Genomic DNA, 15,954 nt, shown 5'->3' with positions numbered 1-15,954 from the left:
CCCTGCCCGATCCCTGATGAAAACATCTTATAAGTGTATACGTGCGTGTTCGTCTAGCGGGAAGGGTTCGCGGTGTGCGAGGCCTGCGGCACAAACAAAAAGGGCGGCCTGAGGGCCGCCCTTCGATTGTGGAGCCTGAAGAACTACGAGGCTTCCGCCTCGCCCTTCTGGGCGCTGATGTCGGCGCCGGTCTGCTGGTCGACGACCTTCATGGAGAGGCGGATCTTGCCGCGCTCGTCGATGCCCAGCACCTTCACCTTCACGGCGTCGCCCTCGTTGACCACGTCCGACACCTTGGCGACGCGCTTGGGCGCCAGTTCCGAGATGTGGACGAGGCCGTCCTTGGCACCGATGAAGTTCACGAAGGCGCCGAAGTCGACGACCTTCACGACCTTGCCGTCATAGACTTCGCCGACCTTGGCCTCGGCGACGATGCCGTTGATCCACTTGATCGCGGCTTCGATGGCCTTGGCCTCGGAGGCGGCGATCTTGATCGTGCCGTCGTCCTCGATGTTCACCTTGGCGCCGGTCTTCTCGACGATCTCGCGGATCACCTTGCCGCCGGTGCCGATCACTTCGCGGATCTTGTCCTTGGGGATCGTGATGGTCTCGATCCGCGGGGCGAACTCGTTGACCTCGGTGCGCGCACCGGTCAGCGCCTTGGCCATTTCGCCCAGGATGTGCAGACGCCCGGCCTTGGCCTGGGTGAGTGCGACCTTCATGATCTCCTCGGTGATGCCGGTGATCTTGATGTCCATCTGCAGCGAGGTGACGCCGTTTTCCGAACCCGCCACCTTGAAGTCCATGTCGCCCAGGTGATCCTCGTCACCCAGGATGTCCGACAGGACGGCAAAGCGCTCGCCTTCCTTGATCAGGCCCATGGCGATGCCGGCGACCGGGGTCGACAGCGGCACGGCCGCGTCCATCAGGGCGAGCGAGGAGCCGCAGACCGTCGCCATCGACGACGAACCGTTGGACTCGGTGATCTCCGAGACGATGCGCAGGGTGTAGGGGAAGGTGTCCTTCGGCGGCAGGACCGGGCGCACGGCGCGCCAGGCCAGCTTGCCGTGGCCGACTTCGCGGCGGCCGGTGGCGCCCATGCGGCCGACTTCGCCCACCGAGTAGGGAGGGAAGTTGTAGTGCAGCATGAAGTGTTCGTGATAGGTGCCCTCGAGGGCATCGATCATCTGCTCGTCGTCGCCGGTGCCGAGCGTCGCCACGACCAGGGCCTGGGTCTCGCCGCGGGTGAACAGGGCCGAGCCATGGGCGCGGGGCAGCACGCCCACCTCGGCCAGGATCGGGCGCACGGTCACCAGGTCGCGGCCGTCGATGCGGCTGCCGTGATCGAGGATGTTACCCCGGACGATTTCCGATTCCAGCGCCTTGAACTGTTCGGTGGCGCGGGCGGCGTCGAAGCCTGCCTCGGCCAGGGCGGCGACGGCCTTCTTCTTGGCCGCGCCCACCTGCTCGTAGCGCACCTGCTTCTCGCGCACGCCATAGGCGGCGCGCAGGTCGGCCTCGGCGATGTCCTTGAGCTTGGCGACCAGGGCCGCCTCGTCGGGCGCCTCCGGCAGGGCCCAGGGCTCCTTGGCGGCGGCTTCGGCCAGCTCGATGATCGCCTGGATCACCGGCTGCATCTCGCGGTGGCCGAACATCACGGCGCCCAGCATGATCTCTTCCGAGAGCTGCTTGGCCTCGGACTCGACCATCAGCACGGCGTCGCCCGTACCGGCGACCACCAGGTCGAGATCGGTCTTCTCGATTTCCTCGAGCGTCGGGTTGAGGACGTATTCGCCGTTGATGTAACCCACGCGGGCACCGCCGATCGGGCCCAGGAACGGCAGGCCCGAAATGGTCAGGGCGGCCGAGGCGCCGATCATGGCGACGATGTCGGGATCGTTCTCGAGGTCGTGGCACAGCACGGTGGCGACGACCTGGGTCTCGTTGCGGAAGCCCTCGACGAAGAGCGGGCGGATCGGGCGGTCGATCAGGCGGGAGACCAGGGTCTCCTTCTCGGTCGGCCGGCCTTCGCGCTTGAAGAAGCCGCCGGGATCTTGCCCGCGGCATAGGCCTTTTCCTGGTAGTTGACGGTCAGCGGGAAGAAATCGATCCCGGGCTTCTGGCTCTTGGCGCCGACAGCGGTGACCAGCACGGTGGTGTCGCCATATTGGACGAGCACGGCGCCGTCAGCCTGGCGCGCGATGCGGCCGGTCTCCAGGACCAGCTTGCGGCCACCCCAGGTCAGTTCCTTGCGGTGAATGGTGAACATTTGTCTTCCTTCCAAGGAGCCCTGCGCCCTTGCGCCGGCCCCCTTCGCGAACGGCCCTGCCGCCCGCGCCTTCATGTGGGTGGCGGCCTTGGCCGGCGCACCCGGTGAACCGCGCCCGGGCCACAAAGGCCCCGCGCGGCATGTTCCGGGCATCCCCCCGAATGAGCGAAGGGCCCGGACCGGGCCACCGCTGCTTAAAAGAGCGGTGTCCTGTCCGGGCCCCGTTTGGCCGTTGGGCGGAGCGCGTTACGCATCGTCCGCCCGAAATCGTTACTTACGCAGGCCCAGGCGACCGATCAGTGCCTCATAGCGCTTGGCGTCCTTGCGCTTGAGGTAGTCGAGCAGGCTGCGGCGCTGGGACACCATCATCAGAAGGCCACGACGCGAGTGGTTGTCCTTCTTGTGGGCCTTGAAATGTTCCGTGAGGTTGACGATGCGTTCCGTCAGGACCGCGACCTGTACTTCCGGCGAACCGGTGTCGCCCTCGTGGGTGGCGTACTCTTTGACAAGAGCGACTTTGCGCTCTGCAGCAATCGACATCGAGGATCTCCTCAATCAAGGTTGAAAACGCGCACCGGGCGAACAAGCGGGCCGTCGACCCGCCCCAACGCGATGAGGCCGCGTGGCGCCATCAGGCGAACCACGCTGTCTTCACCACGCTGATGCACGGTGCCCGGCATTCCGATCGACCGGCCCTCCTTCAGAGCTCGGGCGTCTTCGTCCGTCACGGCTAGCGCCGGGATGTCGGCCAGCGCAGTCACGACGGGCAGCAGAATGCCGTCAGGGGGCGATGTATGAAGTAAAACGCCCTCGTTTTCCACAAGATTCGTGACCCGCTCCAGGCTCACCGCCATGTCCTCGCCGAATGGCCCGACCCGGGTCCGCCGCAGCATCACCACATGGCCGACCGTGCCCAGCGCCGCCGAAATGTCGCGCGCCAGCGAGCGGACATAGGTCCCCTTGCCGCAATCGACCTCGAAGGTGGCATGGTCGGCATCGGGCCGGTCGAGCATGCGCAGGCCCAGGATTTCGACCGGGCGGGCGGCCAGTTCGACCGCCTCGCCGGCCCGGGCCAGGTCGTAGGCGCGCTCGCCATCCACCTTGATGGCCGAAAAGGCCGGCGGGACCTGCTCGATCAGGCCGTGGAAGGCCGGCAGTGCGGCCTCGATCGCCGCGGTCTCGGGCCGCTGGTCGCTGGTCCGGGTGACCGTGCCTTCGGCATCCAGCGTGGTGGTTTCCACGCCGAAGCGGACGGTGAAGCGATAGGTCTTGGTGGCGTCGACGACATAGGGCAGGGCCTTGGTCGCCTCGCCGAAGGCCAGCGGCAGAATGCCGGAGGCGAGCGGGTCGAGGGTGCCGCCATGGCCGCCCTTGGCCGCATTCAAGGCCCAGCGGACCTTGCCCAGGGCCTGGGTCGAGGTCGGCCCCAGGGGCTTGTCCAGGATGACCCAGCCGTTGACGATGCGTTTGCTGCGTTTGCCGGCCATGCCTCAGCCGATGTCCTGGCAGACATCGACCCATTTGGCCTCGACCAGGTCGGCCAGCCGGTCGGGATTGATGCGCAGGGCGCTGTTGGTCGAGCCGGCGGCGGGCACCACCTCGTCGAAGGCTTTGAGCGAGATGTCGCAATAGACCGGCAGCGGCGTGGCCAGGCCGAAGGGGCAGACGCCGCCCACCGGATGGCCGGTCAGGGCCGCCACTTCCTGGGCGTCGAGCATGCGCGGCTTGGCGCCGAAGGCAGCCTTGGATTTCTTGTTGTCCAGGCGGGCATCGCCGCGGGCGACGACCAGCACCACCTGCTCGCCCAGGCGCAGGGACAGGGTCTTGGCGATCTGGCCCGGTGCCACACCGTGGGCGGCGGCGGCCAGGGGCACGGTCGCCGAACTTTCCAGGGTTTCCAGGATCTCGATATCGGGGGCCTTGGCGGCCAGGAACGCACGGACGGACTCGATACTCATGCGCGGTTCAGTCCTCGTCATCGGCCCAGCCGGCTTCCTCCAGGTCGTGCTTGACCCGGGGGGCCGACAGCAGGGCGCGGATGCGGTCCGCCTCGTCGAAGGACTCGTCGCCGACGAAGGTCAGCTTAGGGGTGAACTTGAGCTCCGTGCCCTTGGAAATCTGCCCGCGGATGAAGCTGGCGGCGTGATTGAGGGCGCCCACCACCTGGGCCGTGTTCTTGCCCGACAGGGGCAGGGCGAACACGGTCGCGTTCTTCAGGTCGGGGCTGACCCGGACCTCGGACACGGTGATGGCGACGCCGGTCAGGTGCGGATCGTGGATCACGTCGCGGCGCAACAGCTCGACCAGGGTATGGCGCAGCAATTCGCCGACCCGCAACTGGCGCTGGCCGGCCGGCTTGCCGGCGCGATGGTCGGCAGCATTGTCGCCGCCGCGGGGAGAAGGCCGATCCCGGGACATCTCTTGTCCTTTCAGGTGAAAACGAAAACGGGCGGCAGTGGCTGCCGCCCGATGACGTGAAGGACGGTACTTTTAGAGGGTACGCGCGACTTCCTCGATTTCGAAGGCCTCGATGACGTCGCCGATCTGGATGCCTTCGTAGTTCTCGAAGGCCATGCCGCACTCGAACCCGGCCTTGACCTCTTTGACCTCGTCCTTGAAGCGGCGCAGGGTCGACAGGGTGCCCTCGTGGATCACCACGTTGTCGCGGATCAGGCGAACCTTGGCACCGCGCTTGACCAGACCCTCGGTGACCAGGCAGCCGGCCACCTTGCCGGTCTTCGTGATGTTGAAGACCTCGCGGATCTGGGCGTTGCCCAGGAAGGTTTCCTTGAGCGTCGGCGCCAGCAGGCCCGAGAGGGCGGCTTTGATGTCGTCGACCAGGTCGTAGATGATCGAGTAGTAGCGGATCTCGACGCCTTCATGGTCGGCCATGTCGCGCGCCTGCTTGTTGGCGCGGACGTTGAACGCGATGATCGGCGCGCTTGAGGCCTTGGCCAGGGTGACGTCGGACTCGGTAATGCCACCGACCGCGTCGTGCAGGATGCGGACCACCACCTCGTCGGTGCCCATCTTGGTCAACGAGCCGATGATCGCTTCCAGCGAGCCCTGGACGTCGGCCTTGATGACGACCGGCAGTTCCTTGGCCTGGCCTTCCTTGATCTTCGAGAACATCTGTTCCAGCGAAGCCCGGGCCACGGTGACGCCGCGCTGTTCCTTGGTGCGGCGCTGGCGGAAGGCCGTGACCTCGCGGGCGCGGACTTCGCTCTCGACCACCTGGAACTCGTCGCCGGCCGCCGGCGCGCCGGTCAGGCCCAGCACTTCGACCGGCTCGGACGGGCCGGCCGACGGGCGCTGCTTGCCGTGGTCGTCGATCAGGGCGCGAACCTTGCCCCACTCGCCGCCGGCCACGAAGATGTCGCCGATCTTCAGCGTGCCCTTCTGGACCAGCACGGTCGCGACCGGGCCGCGGCCACGGTCCAGCTTGGCCTCGATCACCACGCCGGCGGCGTCGCGATCGGGATTGGCGCGCAGTTCCAGGATTTCGGCCTGGAGCAGGATCGCCTCTTCGAGCTTGTCGAGGCCGACCCGGCTCTTGGCCGAAACCTCGATCGCCTGGACCTCGCCGCCCAGTTCCTCGACGATCACTTCATGCTGCAACAGGGCCTGGCGCACCTTGTTGGGGTTGGCGTCGGGCTTGTCGATCTTGTTGATGGCCACGACCATCGGCACGTTGGCCGCCCGGGCATGGCGGATCGCCTCGATCGTCTGGGGCATGATGCCGTCGTCGGCCGCAACCACCAGGACCACGATATCCGTCGCCTTGGCGCCGCGGGCGCGCATGGCGGTGAAGGCCTCGTGGCCGGGCGTGTCGAGGAAGGTGATCTTCTGGCCGGTCGACAGCTTCACCTGGTAGGCGCCGATGTGCTGGGTGATGCCACCCGCTTCGCCGGCGGCCACGTCGGTCGAGCGCAGGGCGTCGAGCAGCGAGGTCTTGCCGTGGTCGACGTGGCCCATGACGGTCACCACCGGGGCACGCGGCTCCAGGTGATCGTCGTGGTCGACTTCGCCTTCCAGGCCGATTTCGACGTCGCTATCGGACACGCGCTTGAAGCGGTGGCCGAATTCCTGAACCACCAATTCGGCGGTGTCGGCATCGATCGACTGGTTGATGGTCGCCATCACGCCCAGGCGCATCAACTGCTTGATCACGTCGGCGCCGCGCTCGGCCATGCGGTTGGCCAGTTCCTGCACCGTGATGATTTCAGGCACCACCACGTCGCGGACGATCTTGACCTTCTCCTCCATGCCGCGCATCTGGCGCTTTTCGCGCTCGATCCGGCGGCGCATGGAGGCGAGCGAGCGCTGGCGCTCGTCGCCGCCTTCCAGGGCGGCGGTCACGTTGACGCGGCCGGAACGGCGCTTGTCGTCGCCGCGGGGCGTCGGCTTGGGCGCGGCAGCCTTGGGAGCGACCTTCAGCGGGCCGCCGGTGCCGGGGCGCTTGGGCCGTGGGCGATCTTCGTCGTCGAGCACGCGCGGCAGGCTGCCGGGGCCGCGGCTGGTCGCCGGGCGGGCCGTCGTGGCGTCGTCGTCGGCGGCGGCCGGGCGGCTGGCCGCGCCGGGTTCGCTTTCCAGCCGACGGGCGGCTTCGGCCTCGGCCTTGCGACGGGCATCCTCGTCGGTCTTGCGGCGGGCCTCTTCTTCCTGCTGGCGGCGTTCCGCCGCGGCCCGTTCCTCGGCCTGGCGGGCATCGTCGATCAGGCGGCGCTTGGCGTCGATCTCGGCAAGCTGGCGGGCGCGTTCCTCGGCGACGCGGGCCCCCTCCAGGGCGCGCGAGCGGGTGGCCTTTTCCTCGTCCGTCAGGGTGCGCAGCACTACCCGGCCCTTGGTCTGGGCCTGGGCGCTGGGGCGCGGCGGGGTCGCGGGGGCAGCGGGCTGCGGCCCGCGTCCGGCCGGTGCCGGTTGGGCACCGCGAGCCGGCGATGCCGGCTGGGCGCCGCGGACCGGCGACGCCGTTTGGGTGCCGCGGGCCGGCGGGGCGCCGCGGCCGTTCTGGCCCGAGCGGACGACGGTGGCGGGGGCGCCCTGGTTGGGCGAGGGCCGGGGACCGGTCGCCTGCGGGGCCGGGGTGGCCGCGGCTTCGGGCCGGCGCACCGGGGCTTCGCCTAGGATCTTGGGACGCACCACGGGCGCGCTGGCCTCGATGATGCGGGGCAGGCCGGCCTCGGCACGGGGTGCCGGGCGGTTCGCCTCGGTCTCGGCCGCAGGGGCGGCGGCGACGGGCGACGGTGCCGCCTCGACCACAACCGGCTCGGGTGCCGGCCTGGGCGCGGGGGTGCTGAGGGCCGGGGCGCTGCTGGCGACAGGCGCGCTGGCGGCCGGGGCCACGGGGGCGACAGGGCGCGGTGCCGCCGGCGCCGCGGCAGCGGCCGGCGCGGGGGCGGGGTGCCATGGCCGGGTTCGACCATGCGCTTGCGCTTATGCTCGACGAGAACCGGCTTCGACCGGCCATGCGAGAAGCTTTGACGCACCTGTCCGGTTTCCACGGACGGCTTCTTCATTTGAAGCGTCGGGCGCGAGCCACCGAGGCTCAGCTTCTTCTCGTCGTTATCCTTGACGTCACTCATCGATCATTCCGTCTACGCCCCGACCCAGGGCATTCGCAGCGGTAAAAGCTGCATCCAATACACGAAACCCGGCGAGGCGCCGTGCCTCGCCAAGAAATTGGTCTGCCAACCGGCCGGGTTTGAAGGCAGCATGTATGACATTTTCCCGGCCCAAAGCCAAACTCAATTCGGCGCAGGTCAGGATCTCGATCCGCGGTGTGTCGCGGGCCAGTTGCTTCAGCTTTCGCTTGCCGTCCGCGGCACCGTCGCTGGCGGCCAGCAGCGCGCCAATGGGGGGCAGGCCAGGGGCCGACTTTCGTATATAGGTCTCGATCTTGTCGAAACCAGCGATGACCTCGCCGGCCCGCCGCGCCAGGCCCAGAAAATCCAGGCACCGGCGGGTCAAGAGCAGTTCAAGCCGGTCGCTCAGGCCTTCGGGCAGGGTCAGCTGGCCGTCCAGCCCGCCGCGCGCCGCCGCCTTGCGGAACAGGCCCTTCTTCAGCGCAAGATCCACCGCCGCGCGCGAGGCCTGGGTCCAGAAACCTCGGCCCGGCAGCACGGCCTTGAGGTCCGGCACCAGCTCCCCGCCCGGGCTCACGACATAGCGGATCATCGTCTCGCGCGGGAGCTTATCTCCTGTCGCGATGCAACGCCGGATCGGACCCGGCCCGTCGTCGGCTGACGCATCAGCCGACGGCGTCGGGGCGTCAGGCGATGGCGTCAGAGGAGGTCTGTTCATCGTCCTCCTCCTCATCGGCAAACCAGTGGGCGCGGGCGGCCATGACCATTTCGGTCGCGGTCGCGTCGTCGAGATCGAAGTCCTTCAGCAGCCCGTCCTTGGGGCTGGTCAGCTCGTCCGTCGCTAGATCGGCGAAGTCGTCCAGTGTCTTGACGCCGGCCTTGCCCAGCACCACCAGCATCGACGGGGTCATGTTCGGCAGCGCGGCGACGGCGTCCTCGACCCCCATCTCCTTGCGTTCCACCTCGAAGCGGGCATCGCGCTCGTCGATCTTCTCGCGGGCGCGGGCCTGCAGGGCGCCGGCGATTTCCTCGTCGAAGCCCTGGATGCCCGAAAGCTCGTCCTCGGCGACATAGGCGACTTCCTCGATCGAGGTGAAGCCTTCGGCCGCCAGCAACTGGGCGATGGTCTCCTCGACGTCGAGGTCGCGGGCGAACATCTCGGACTTGGCGCGGAACTCTTCCTGGCGCCTTGTCGACTCTTCGGCCTCGGTCAGGATGTCGATGTCCCAGCCGGTGAGCTGCGAGGCCAGGCGGACATTCTGGCCGCGGCGGCCGATGGCCAGCGAAAGCTGGTCGTCCGGCACCACCACCTCGATGCGCTTGGTGTCCTCGTCCAGCACCACCTTGGAGACTTCGGCGGGGGCCAGCGCGTTGACGATGAAGGTCGCCGGATCGGGCGACCATTCGATGATGTCGATCTTCTCGCCCTGCAATTCGCCGACCACGGCCTGGACGCGGCTGCCGCGCATGCCGACGCAGGCGCCGACCGGGTCGATCGACGAGTCGCGGCTGATCACGGCGATCTTGGCGCGGCTGGAGGGATCGCGGGCCACGGCCTTGATCTCGATCACGCCGTCATAGACTTCCGGCACTTCCTGGGCAAACAGCTTGGCCATGAACTGCGGATGGGTGCGGGAGAGGAAGATCTGCGGGCCGCGGGCCTCGCGGCGCACATCATAGACATAGGCGCGGGCGCGGTCGCCGTTGTGGAAGGTCTCGCGCGGCAGGCCTTCGTCGCGGCGCATGATCGCCTCGGCGCGGCCCAGGTCGACCACCACGTTGCCGTATTCGACGCGCTTGACGATGCCGTTGACGATCTCGCCGATGCGGTCCTTGTATTCCTCGTACTGGCGGTCGCGCTCGGCATCGCGCACCTTCTGCACGATCACCTGCTTGGCGGTCTGGGCGGCGATGCGGCCGAAATCCAGCGGCGGCAGGGCTTCCGACAGGAAGTCACCGACCTGGGCGGCCGGGTTGCGGGCCAGGGCCTCTTCCAGGGGGATCTGGGTGGCGTCGTTCTCCACCATCTCGACCACTTCGAGCAGGCGATAGAGGCGGATGTCGCCGGTCTTGGGGTCGATTTCGGCGCGGATCTCGTTCTCGCTGCCGTAGCGCGAGCGGGCCGCCTTCTGGATCGCCTCTTCCATCGCCTCGAGGACGACGAACTTGTCGATCGATTTCTCGCGGGCGACCGCGTCGGCGATCTGCAGAAGTTCCAGCCGGTTCGCGCTGACTGCCATTGTCGTCACCTTAGATCTTGGCTCGTTGCGGCCGCGTCGCCGCCGGGCGCCGCGGTATTCTCATCTTCGTCTTCGTCTTCGTCGTCGACACCCGGCGGCGGCAGCGCACCCTTGAGGCTGGCCTCGATCAGGTCGTCGGTCAGGACCAAGCGGGCCTCGCCGATCAGGGAGAAGGGCAGCCGGTAGAGCGTGCCGTCGACCTCGACCAGGATATCCTCGCCCTCGACCCCGCGAATGCGGCCACGGTAGCGCTTGCGCCCCTCGACCGGCAGGACCGTCTCGATCTTGGCCTCGTAGCCGCCGAACCGGCGATAGTCTTCGAGCTTCATCAAGGGCCGGTCGATGCCGGGCGACGACACTTCCAGGACATACTCGCTGGTGATCGGGTCTTCAACGTCCAGGATCGCCGATACCGCCCGGCTGACCTCGGCGCAATCCTCGACACTCATGGTGCCGTCGGGCCGCTCGGCCATGATCTGCAGGGTCGGGCGCCTGGCGCCGCCGAACCGGACTCGCACCAGAAGGAAGCCCATCGACAACAGCGAGGGTTCGATCAAGGCGGCAATTCGGGCGGTCAGTTCCATGCGTCAGCGATATCCTTGAGTGGCAGGGTCTTTGAAACGACGAAGCGGGCCGTGTGGCCCGCTTCCGTCTCATCCCGAGGGTCACACTCGGGCTATGTGAGCGCTGATCTACAGGGGAACGCGGCAATTTTCAAGTACCTTCCCCGGATTGCCGGTCGGTGCCGCCGCGCGGCTGTTGATTTGGCGCCCGAATGCCCCAGAATCAGGCCCCATGAACGCGCTGCCCCCCGCAAACGACCTGCCGCTGGAATTCGATGCGGCCTGCTATCGCTCGACCTATCCCGACCTGTCGGTCATGTCGGACGAGTTGCTGCTGTCCCACTACCGGCAGTGGGGCCGGGCCGAGGGGCGCCGGACCAACAGCCTGCGCTGCCGGGGGGATTTCACCGCGCTGATCCGCCCGCACCTCAGCGCGCTGGAAATCGGCCCGTTCAACGCCCCCATCCTGTCGGGGCCGCAGGTGCGCTATTTCGATGTCCTGACCAAGCCCGAGTTGGTGGCGCGGGCGGGCGAGCACGGCCTCGACCCGTCGACCATCCCCGACATTCACCATGTCTCGCCGACCGGCGATCTCGACAGCATCGGCGAGACCTTCGACGTGGTGGTCAGCAGCCACAACATCGAGCACAGCCCCGACTTCATTCATCATCTGGCCTGTGTCGAGCGGCGCCTGAAGCCGGGCGGGCGCTATTTCGTGATCGTGCCCGACAAGCGCTATTGCTTCGACTACTACATCGCCGAGAGCACCATCGCCGACGTGCTCGACGCCCATGCCTCGGCGCGGCGCGTGCACACGCTGCGGGCGGTGATCGAACATGTGGCCCTGACCACCCACAACGGCTGCGTGCGCCATTGGGCGGGCGATCACGGCCCGGCACCCGCCCTGGCGACCGAGCGCGTGGCCCATGCCCTCGAACTCTACCGGAATTCGGCCGGCCGCTATCTCGACGTCCATGCCTGGTATTTCACCCCGGCCAGCATGCGCGCGATCATGGCCATGCTGGTGGCCCTGGGCCATTGCCGCCTGCGGCCGCTGCGGCTCTACGACACCCTGCGCGACCACAACGAATTCTGGATGGTCCTGGAGAAGCCGGCCTGATCCTTAAAAGTCCTCTCCGCCGCAAGCGGCGGAGAGGGCGTTTTTAGCGCGGGCGGCGGCGGAAGCGCAGGTAGGCTGGCTTGCGGCCGGCGGCGATCGCCTTGGCCTCGTAGCGGGTGGGCGGCCAGTCGGGGGTTCGCGCGCGCCAGTCGGCCGGGCCTTGCGCCAGCCACTCGAAATCGGGGTGCTTCATGGCCACGCCCAGCGTCCACTCGATGTAACCCATGATATCGCTGGCGACGCGGAATTCGCCGCCGTCCGCCAGGGCCCGGGCCAGCAGGTCGAGGGTTTCGGTCTGCACGAAGCGACGCTTGAAGTGGCGCGACTTGGGCCAGGGATCGGGGAACAGCAGGAAGGCCTTCTCCAGGCTGCCGGGGGCAAGGCCCGCCAGCAGCAGGCGGGCATCGTCGGCCAGCACCCGGACATTGCGCAAGGACCGCTCGTCGACATGGCGCAAAAGGCTGGCCATGCCGTTGACGAAAGGTTCGGCGCCGATCAGGCCGACGTCGGGGTTGGCTTCCGCCTGGGCGGCCAGATGCTCGCCGCCGCCAAAGCCGATCTCGAACCAGACGGCGCGCACCGGTTGGGGAAACAGGCTCCTGGGGTCGATCGTCTCGCCCGGTTCCGGCAGCGGTACGGCCAAGCGCGGCAGGACACTGCCCATCAGGTCCGACTGCTTGGCCCGCAGCTTGTGGCCGGTGCGCCGGCCGTAGATCTTGCGCCGGAGCGGGGCGGTGTCCGTCATGGCTTGCAGAACCGTTGTGCGTCCTTCGACAGGCTCAGGATGAGGGGAATCTTTGTGGCAAAAAGTTTCTCCTCATGGTGAGCCTGTCGAACCATGTAATGCCGTGGTCCAGGCCTCAGCGGACCGCCGACTTGAGCGCGTCGACCAGGTCGAGCTTCTCCCACGAGAAGCCGCCGTCGGCCTCGGGCTCGCGGCCGAAGTGGCCGTAGGCCGCGGTGCGGGCATAGATCGGGCGGTTCAGCTTCAGGTGCTCGCGGATGCCTCGGGGCGACAGGTCCATGACCTCCATGATCGCCTTCTCGATGCGGGCCTCGTCCACCTCGCCGGTGCCGTGCAGGTTGACGTAGAGGGCCAGCGGCTTGGACACGCCGATGGCATAGGCGACCTGGATGGTGCAACGCTCGGACAGGCCGGCGGCGACCACGTTCTTGGCGACATAGCGGGCGGCATAGGCGGCCGAACGGTCGACCTTGGTCGGGTCCTTGCCAGAGAAGGCGCCGCCGCCGTGGGGGGCGGCACCGCCGTAGGTGTCGACGATGATCTTGCGGCCCGTCAGGCCGGCGTCGCCGTCCGGGCCGCCGATGACGAACTTGCCCGTGGGGTTCACATAGAATTCCGCCTCGGGGCACATCCAGCCGTCGGGCAGGACCTTCAGCACATGCGGGCGGACGATCTCGCGGACTTCTTCCTGGCTCAGGCCGTCGGCATGCTGGGTCGAAACCACGACCGAGGTGGCCCGCACCGGCTTGCCGTTCTCGTAGGCGAGGGTCACCTGGCTCTTGGCATCGGGGCCCAGGTTCTTGTTGCCGCCATGGCGATCGGTGGCCAGGCTTTTCAGGATCCGGTGCGAGAGAATGATCGGCGCCGGCATCAGCGCGTCGGACTCGCGGCAGGCATAGCCGAACATGATGCCCTGGTCGCCGGCGCCCTCGTCCTTGTTGCCGGCGGCATCGACGCCCTGGGCAATGTCGGCCGACTGTTCATGGACGCGGCAGATGACCTCGGCGTGTCTCCAGTGGAAACCGTCCTGCTCGTAGCCGATGTCCTTCACCGCGCTGCGCGCGGCCTCGACCATCTGCTCGTGGTGGATCGGGGTGGCGCTGCGCACTTCGCCGGCCAGGACGATCAGGTTGGTGGTGGTCAGGGTTTCGAGGGCGACGCGGGCTTGCGGGTCGGCACCCAGGAACAGATCGACGATCGAATCGGAGATACGGTCACAGACCTTGTCGGGGTGGCCTTCGGAAACGGACTCCGAGGTGAACAGGTAGTTCGAGCGCGCCACGATCATTCCCTTGTAAAAACCGGCGCCATGCTGCGCCCCAACGGTAAATTGTTTATTGGCAGGGTGCGCCTTGCCGGTCAAGCACCCGCGCTGCGGGCGGTTTCGGCCAGGGCGCGGATCAGGTCGATGACCCGGCGGCGCAATTTGGGATCCTTGATCTCATAATAGGCCTTCAGCAAGTCGATCGACTCCTTCTGGCTCAATTGCTGCTCGTGCTCGAAGGGCACCTCGGGCGGTTCCGACAGGGCGCCGCGGGCGCTCGGCGGCAGGTCGTTGTAGCCGTCGAAGAAATAGGTCAGCGGCACGTCCAGCGCGCCGGCGATCAGGCGCAGGCGCCCGGCGCCGATGCGGTTGGCGCCCCGTTCGTATTTCTGGATCTGCTGGAAGGTGATGCCCAGGGCATCACCCAGGGCCTGCTGGCTCATGCCGATCAAGGTCCGGCGCAATTTGACGCGGGTGCCGATGTAAAGGTCGACCGGATCCGGCATGTATTCTCCTCGCCGGGCGGGCCGGGCGCATAACCTTGTATGCCGAGGGGAACAGAGCGGGTCAAGCCGACCGCCGCCGCAGGGCGAGGCCAAGGCCCAGCAGGACGAGTGCCGGGAGCAGCGGCGCAAGGCTGCCGGCCCGCGAAAACAACGTGGGCGGCAAGGCCGCGGGCAGGTCGGCATCGATGATTCCGGCGACGCCCAGGCCCAGGGCTTGCTCGACCCGGCCGTAAGGGTCGATCGCCGCCGAGATGCCGGTGTTGGCCGCGCGCATCAGCGGCAGGCCCTGCTCGATCGCCCGCAGCCGCGCCGCGGCCAGGTGCTGCGGCGGGCCGCTGGAGGTGCCGAACCAGGCATCGTTGGTCACGTTGACCAGCCAGGCGGGCCGGCCCCCGCCATCGATCGCCGCCTCGGGAAAGATCGCCTCGTAGCAGATCAGGGGCAGGACGCGGGGCAGGCCCGGCAGGTCCAGGCCCTGCGGCCCCGGGCCGCTGGAGAAATCGACCGCGCCGACCGCCAGCTTGTCGAGGCCGATGGTGCCCAGGATCCCGCGCAGGGGCAGATATTCGCCGAAGGGCACCAGATGATGCTTGTCATAGGTGCCGGCGACCGTGCCGTCAGGGCGGATGGCATGGAGGCTGTTCCAGGCCCTGAAGCCCTGCGCGTCCTCTTCGATGCGGACGGCGCCGATCAGGGCGATGCCGTCCTCGCCGACGAGCGAGCCCAATATTTGGCCCAGGCCCGGGCTGGCCGCCAGGGTGTAGGGCAGGGCGGTCTCGGGCCATACCACCACGCGCGGGGGCCGGCCGTCCGCGGCGGCGCGCTGCGACAGCAGCATGTGGCGCTCGAAATGCTCGGCCCGGGCCGCGTCGGAATGTTTCAGGCGCTGGTCGATATTGCCCTGGACCAGGCGGATGCGCAGGGCGGGTTCGGCCCGCGCCGCGGCGCCGTCGGGCAGCCGCGCGCTGCCGAAGCCGACCACGGCGACGGCGACCGCGGCGGCCGCAACCGTTGCGACAGCCCGCCCCGGCGCCGGCCGCAGGAACAGGGCCGGCAGGCCGGCCACGAGGAAGGTTGCGCCGCTGAGGCCGTAGGCGCCCACGACGGCGGCCGCCTGGGCAACCGATGGCGTTTCGATCCAGATCGCCGCCAGCGGGTTCCAGGGAAAGCCGGTCAGGACGTGGCCGCGGGCGAATTCGCCCAGCACCCAGGCGCCCGCCAGGGCAAACAGCAGCCCCGCGCCGCGCCGGCCCAGGGCGTAACCCAGGGCGACCGCCGCCGCCGGAAAGACGGCGAAGACCGCCGGCAGGCCCAGGTCGGCAAAGGGCAGCAGCCAGGCGAAGCGCTCGGGATCGACCATCAGGGCGATGCCGATCCAATAGAGGCCGGCGACGAAATGGCCCAGCGACCACCACCAGCCGGCGACCGCCGCCCGCCGCCACGATCCGGCCCCGTCGACCAGCAGCACCAGCACCGGCAGGGTGACGAACAGCGCCGGCCAGACGTTGAACGGCGGCAAGGCCGGCACCGACAGGGCCCCGGCGAGCACTGCCACCAGCGCGCGTCGCCAGCCGGCCAGGCCGGCGATCGTCTCGATGAGATGGGTCATGATCGACGGTCGCTCCAAACCGACGGGACAGATCGCACTTTTCGCCAGCCACC

General features: G+C 68.2%; 14 protein-coding genes and 1 pseudogene. 1 reads left to right on the top strand and 14 read right to left on the bottom strand.

Annotation, left to right across the window (positions count from 1 at the left end; genetic code table 11):
* Positions 1–143: 143 nt before the first annotated feature.
* From pnp to rimP, 10 genes and pseudogenes are all read right to left on the bottom strand, one after another.
* Entirely contained in the window at positions 144–2,168 is a 2,025-nt protein-coding gene (pnp, locus tag D3874_RS23495; RefSeq protein ID WP_233560297.1) for a polyribonucleotide nucleotidyltransferase, read from the bottom strand.
* 371 nt (positions 2,169–2,539) lie between these two features.
* A complete protein-coding gene (gene rpsO / locus D3874_RS23490) occupies positions 2,540–2,809 on the bottom strand; it encodes a 30S ribosomal protein S15 (RefSeq protein WP_119781591.1) in 270 nt (89 codons plus the stop codon).
* 11 nt (positions 2,810–2,820) lie between these two features.
* Positions 2,821–3,756, bottom strand: a complete 936-nt coding sequence (gene truB / locus D3874_RS23485) for a tRNA pseudouridine(55) synthase TruB (protein WP_119781589.1) — start codon at positions 3,754–3,756, stop codon at positions 2,821–2,823.
* A 3-nt stretch (positions 3,757–3,759) separates the two neighbouring features.
* The gene (locus D3874_RS23480; RefSeq protein ID WP_119781587.1) at positions 3,760–4,227 is read right to left on the bottom strand and encodes a YbaK/EbsC family protein; all 468 of its coding nucleotides are present in this window, start codon (positions 4,225–4,227) and stop codon (positions 3,760–3,762) included.
* A 7-nt stretch (positions 4,228–4,234) separates the two neighbouring features.
* Entirely contained in the window at positions 4,235–4,687 is a 453-nt protein-coding gene (gene rbfA / locus D3874_RS23475; protein ID WP_119781585.1) for a 30S ribosome-binding factor RbfA, read from the bottom strand.
* 72 nt (positions 4,688–4,759) lie between these two features.
* Positions 4,760–7,096, bottom strand: a pseudogene (infB, locus tag D3874_RS23470) (translation initiation factor IF-2); the annotation flags it as partial.
* 296 nt (positions 7,097–7,392) lie between these two features.
* Positions 7,393–7,788: a translation initiation factor IF-2 associated domain-containing protein gene (locus D3874_RS30830; RefSeq protein WP_233560291.1), complete on the bottom strand. Its 396-nt coding sequence runs from the start codon at positions 7,786–7,788 to the stop codon at positions 7,393–7,395.
* A 58-nt stretch (positions 7,789–7,846) separates the two neighbouring features.
* Entirely contained in the window at positions 7,847–8,572 is a 726-nt protein-coding gene (locus tag D3874_RS23460; RefSeq protein WP_158596188.1) for an RNA-binding protein, read from the bottom strand.
* Positions 8,541–10,094 (bottom strand): transcription termination factor NusA, encoded by a 1,554-nt coding sequence (gene nusA / locus D3874_RS23455; RefSeq protein WP_119781577.1) that lies wholly within the window; start codon positions 10,092–10,094, stop codon positions 8,541–8,543. The genes D3874_RS23460 and nusA overlap by 32 nt, the downstream gene beginning before the upstream one ends.
* A 5-nt stretch (positions 10,095–10,099) precedes the next feature.
* Positions 10,100–10,678 (bottom strand): ribosome maturation factor RimP, encoded by a 579-nt coding sequence (gene rimP, locus D3874_RS23450; RefSeq protein ID WP_119781575.1) that lies wholly within the window; start codon positions 10,676–10,678, stop codon positions 10,100–10,102.
* Positions 10,679–10,889: 211 nt separating this feature from the next.
* Here rimP and D3874_RS23445 point away from each other — a divergent pair, with 211 nt between their 5' ends.
* On the top strand, positions 10,890–11,777 hold the full coding sequence (locus D3874_RS23445) for a class I SAM-dependent methyltransferase (protein ID WP_199699231.1): 888 nt from the start codon (positions 10,890–10,892) through the stop codon (positions 11,775–11,777).
* Positions 11,778–11,820: 43 nt separating this feature from the next.
* Here the strand turns inward: D3874_RS23445 and trmB are convergent, their stop codons facing one another.
* The 4 genes from trmB to lnt form a co-directional block, all read right to left on the bottom strand.
* Positions 11,821–12,522, bottom strand: coding sequence for a tRNA (guanosine(46)-N7)-methyltransferase TrmB (gene trmB / locus D3874_RS23440; protein ID WP_119781573.1), 702 nt, complete (start codon positions 12,520–12,522; stop codon positions 11,821–11,823).
* Between the two features lie 115 nt (positions 12,523–12,637).
* On the bottom strand, positions 12,638–13,807 hold the full coding sequence (metK, locus tag D3874_RS23435; RefSeq protein WP_456306454.1) for a methionine adenosyltransferase: 1,170 nt from the start codon (positions 13,805–13,807) through the stop codon (positions 12,638–12,640).
* Between the two features lie 74 nt (positions 13,808–13,881).
* On the bottom strand, positions 13,882–14,292 hold the full coding sequence (locus D3874_RS23430; RefSeq protein ID WP_119781571.1) for a helix-turn-helix domain-containing protein: 411 nt from the start codon (positions 14,290–14,292) through the stop codon (positions 13,882–13,884).
* Between the two features lie 61 nt (positions 14,293–14,353).
* Entirely contained in the window at positions 14,354–15,901 is a 1,548-nt protein-coding gene (gene lnt / locus D3874_RS23425; protein WP_119781569.1) for an apolipoprotein N-acyltransferase, read from the bottom strand.
* Positions 15,902–15,954 lie beyond the last annotated feature (53 nt).

The sequence above is a fragment of the Oleomonas cavernae genome (assembly GCF_003590945.1).
Classification (GTDB): domain Bacteria; phylum Pseudomonadota; class Alphaproteobacteria; order Zavarziniales; family Zavarziniaceae; genus Zavarzinia; species Zavarzinia cavernae.
The sequence above is the reverse complement of the archived record's forward strand: the minus strand, read 5'-3'. Positions and strand labels throughout refer to the sequence as shown.

Excerpts from the sequence above, each read along its gene's own strand:
- rpsO (WP_119781591.1), bottom strand. The coding sequence starts at position 2,809 with ATGTCGATTGCTGCAGAGCGCAAAGTCGCTCTTGTCAAAGAGTACGCC.
- truB (WP_119781589.1), bottom strand. The coding sequence starts at position 3,756 with ATGGCCGGCAAACGCAGCAAACGCATCGTCAACGGCTGGGTCATCCTG.
- D3874_RS23480 (WP_119781587.1), bottom strand. The coding sequence starts at position 4,227 with ATGAGTATCGAGTCCGTCCGTGCGTTCCTGGCCGCCAAGGCCCCCGAT.
- rbfA (WP_119781585.1), bottom strand. The coding sequence starts at position 4,687 with ATGTCCCGGGATCGGCCTTCTCCCCGCGGCGGCGACAATGCTGCCGAC.
- D3874_RS30830 (WP_233560291.1), bottom strand. The coding sequence starts at position 7,788 with ATGAAGAAGCCGTCCGTGGAAACCGGACAGGTGCGTCAAAGCTTCTCG.
- D3874_RS23460 (WP_158596188.1), bottom strand. The coding sequence starts at position 8,572 with ATGAACAGACCTCCTCTGACGCCATCGCCTGACGCCCCGACGCCGTCG.
- nusA (WP_119781577.1), bottom strand. The coding sequence starts at position 10,094 with ATGGCAGTCAGCGCGAACCGGCTGGAACTTCTGCAGATCGCCGACGCG.
- rimP (WP_119781575.1), bottom strand. The coding sequence starts at position 10,678 with ATGGAACTGACCGCCCGAATTGCCGCCTTGATCGAACCCTCGCTGTTG.
- D3874_RS23445 (WP_199699231.1), top strand. The coding sequence starts at position 10,890 with ATGAACGCGCTGCCCCCCGCAAACGACCTGCCGCTGGAATTCGATGCG.
- trmB (WP_119781573.1), bottom strand. The coding sequence starts at position 12,522 with ATGACGGACACCGCCCCGCTCCGGCGCAAGATCTACGGCCGGCGCACC.
- D3874_RS23430 (WP_119781571.1), bottom strand. The coding sequence starts at position 14,292 with ATGCCGGATCCGGTCGACCTTTACATCGGCACCCGCGTCAAATTGCGC.
- lnt (WP_119781569.1), bottom strand. The coding sequence starts at position 15,901 with ATGACCCATCTCATCGAGACGATCGCCGGCCTGGCCGGCTGGCGACGC.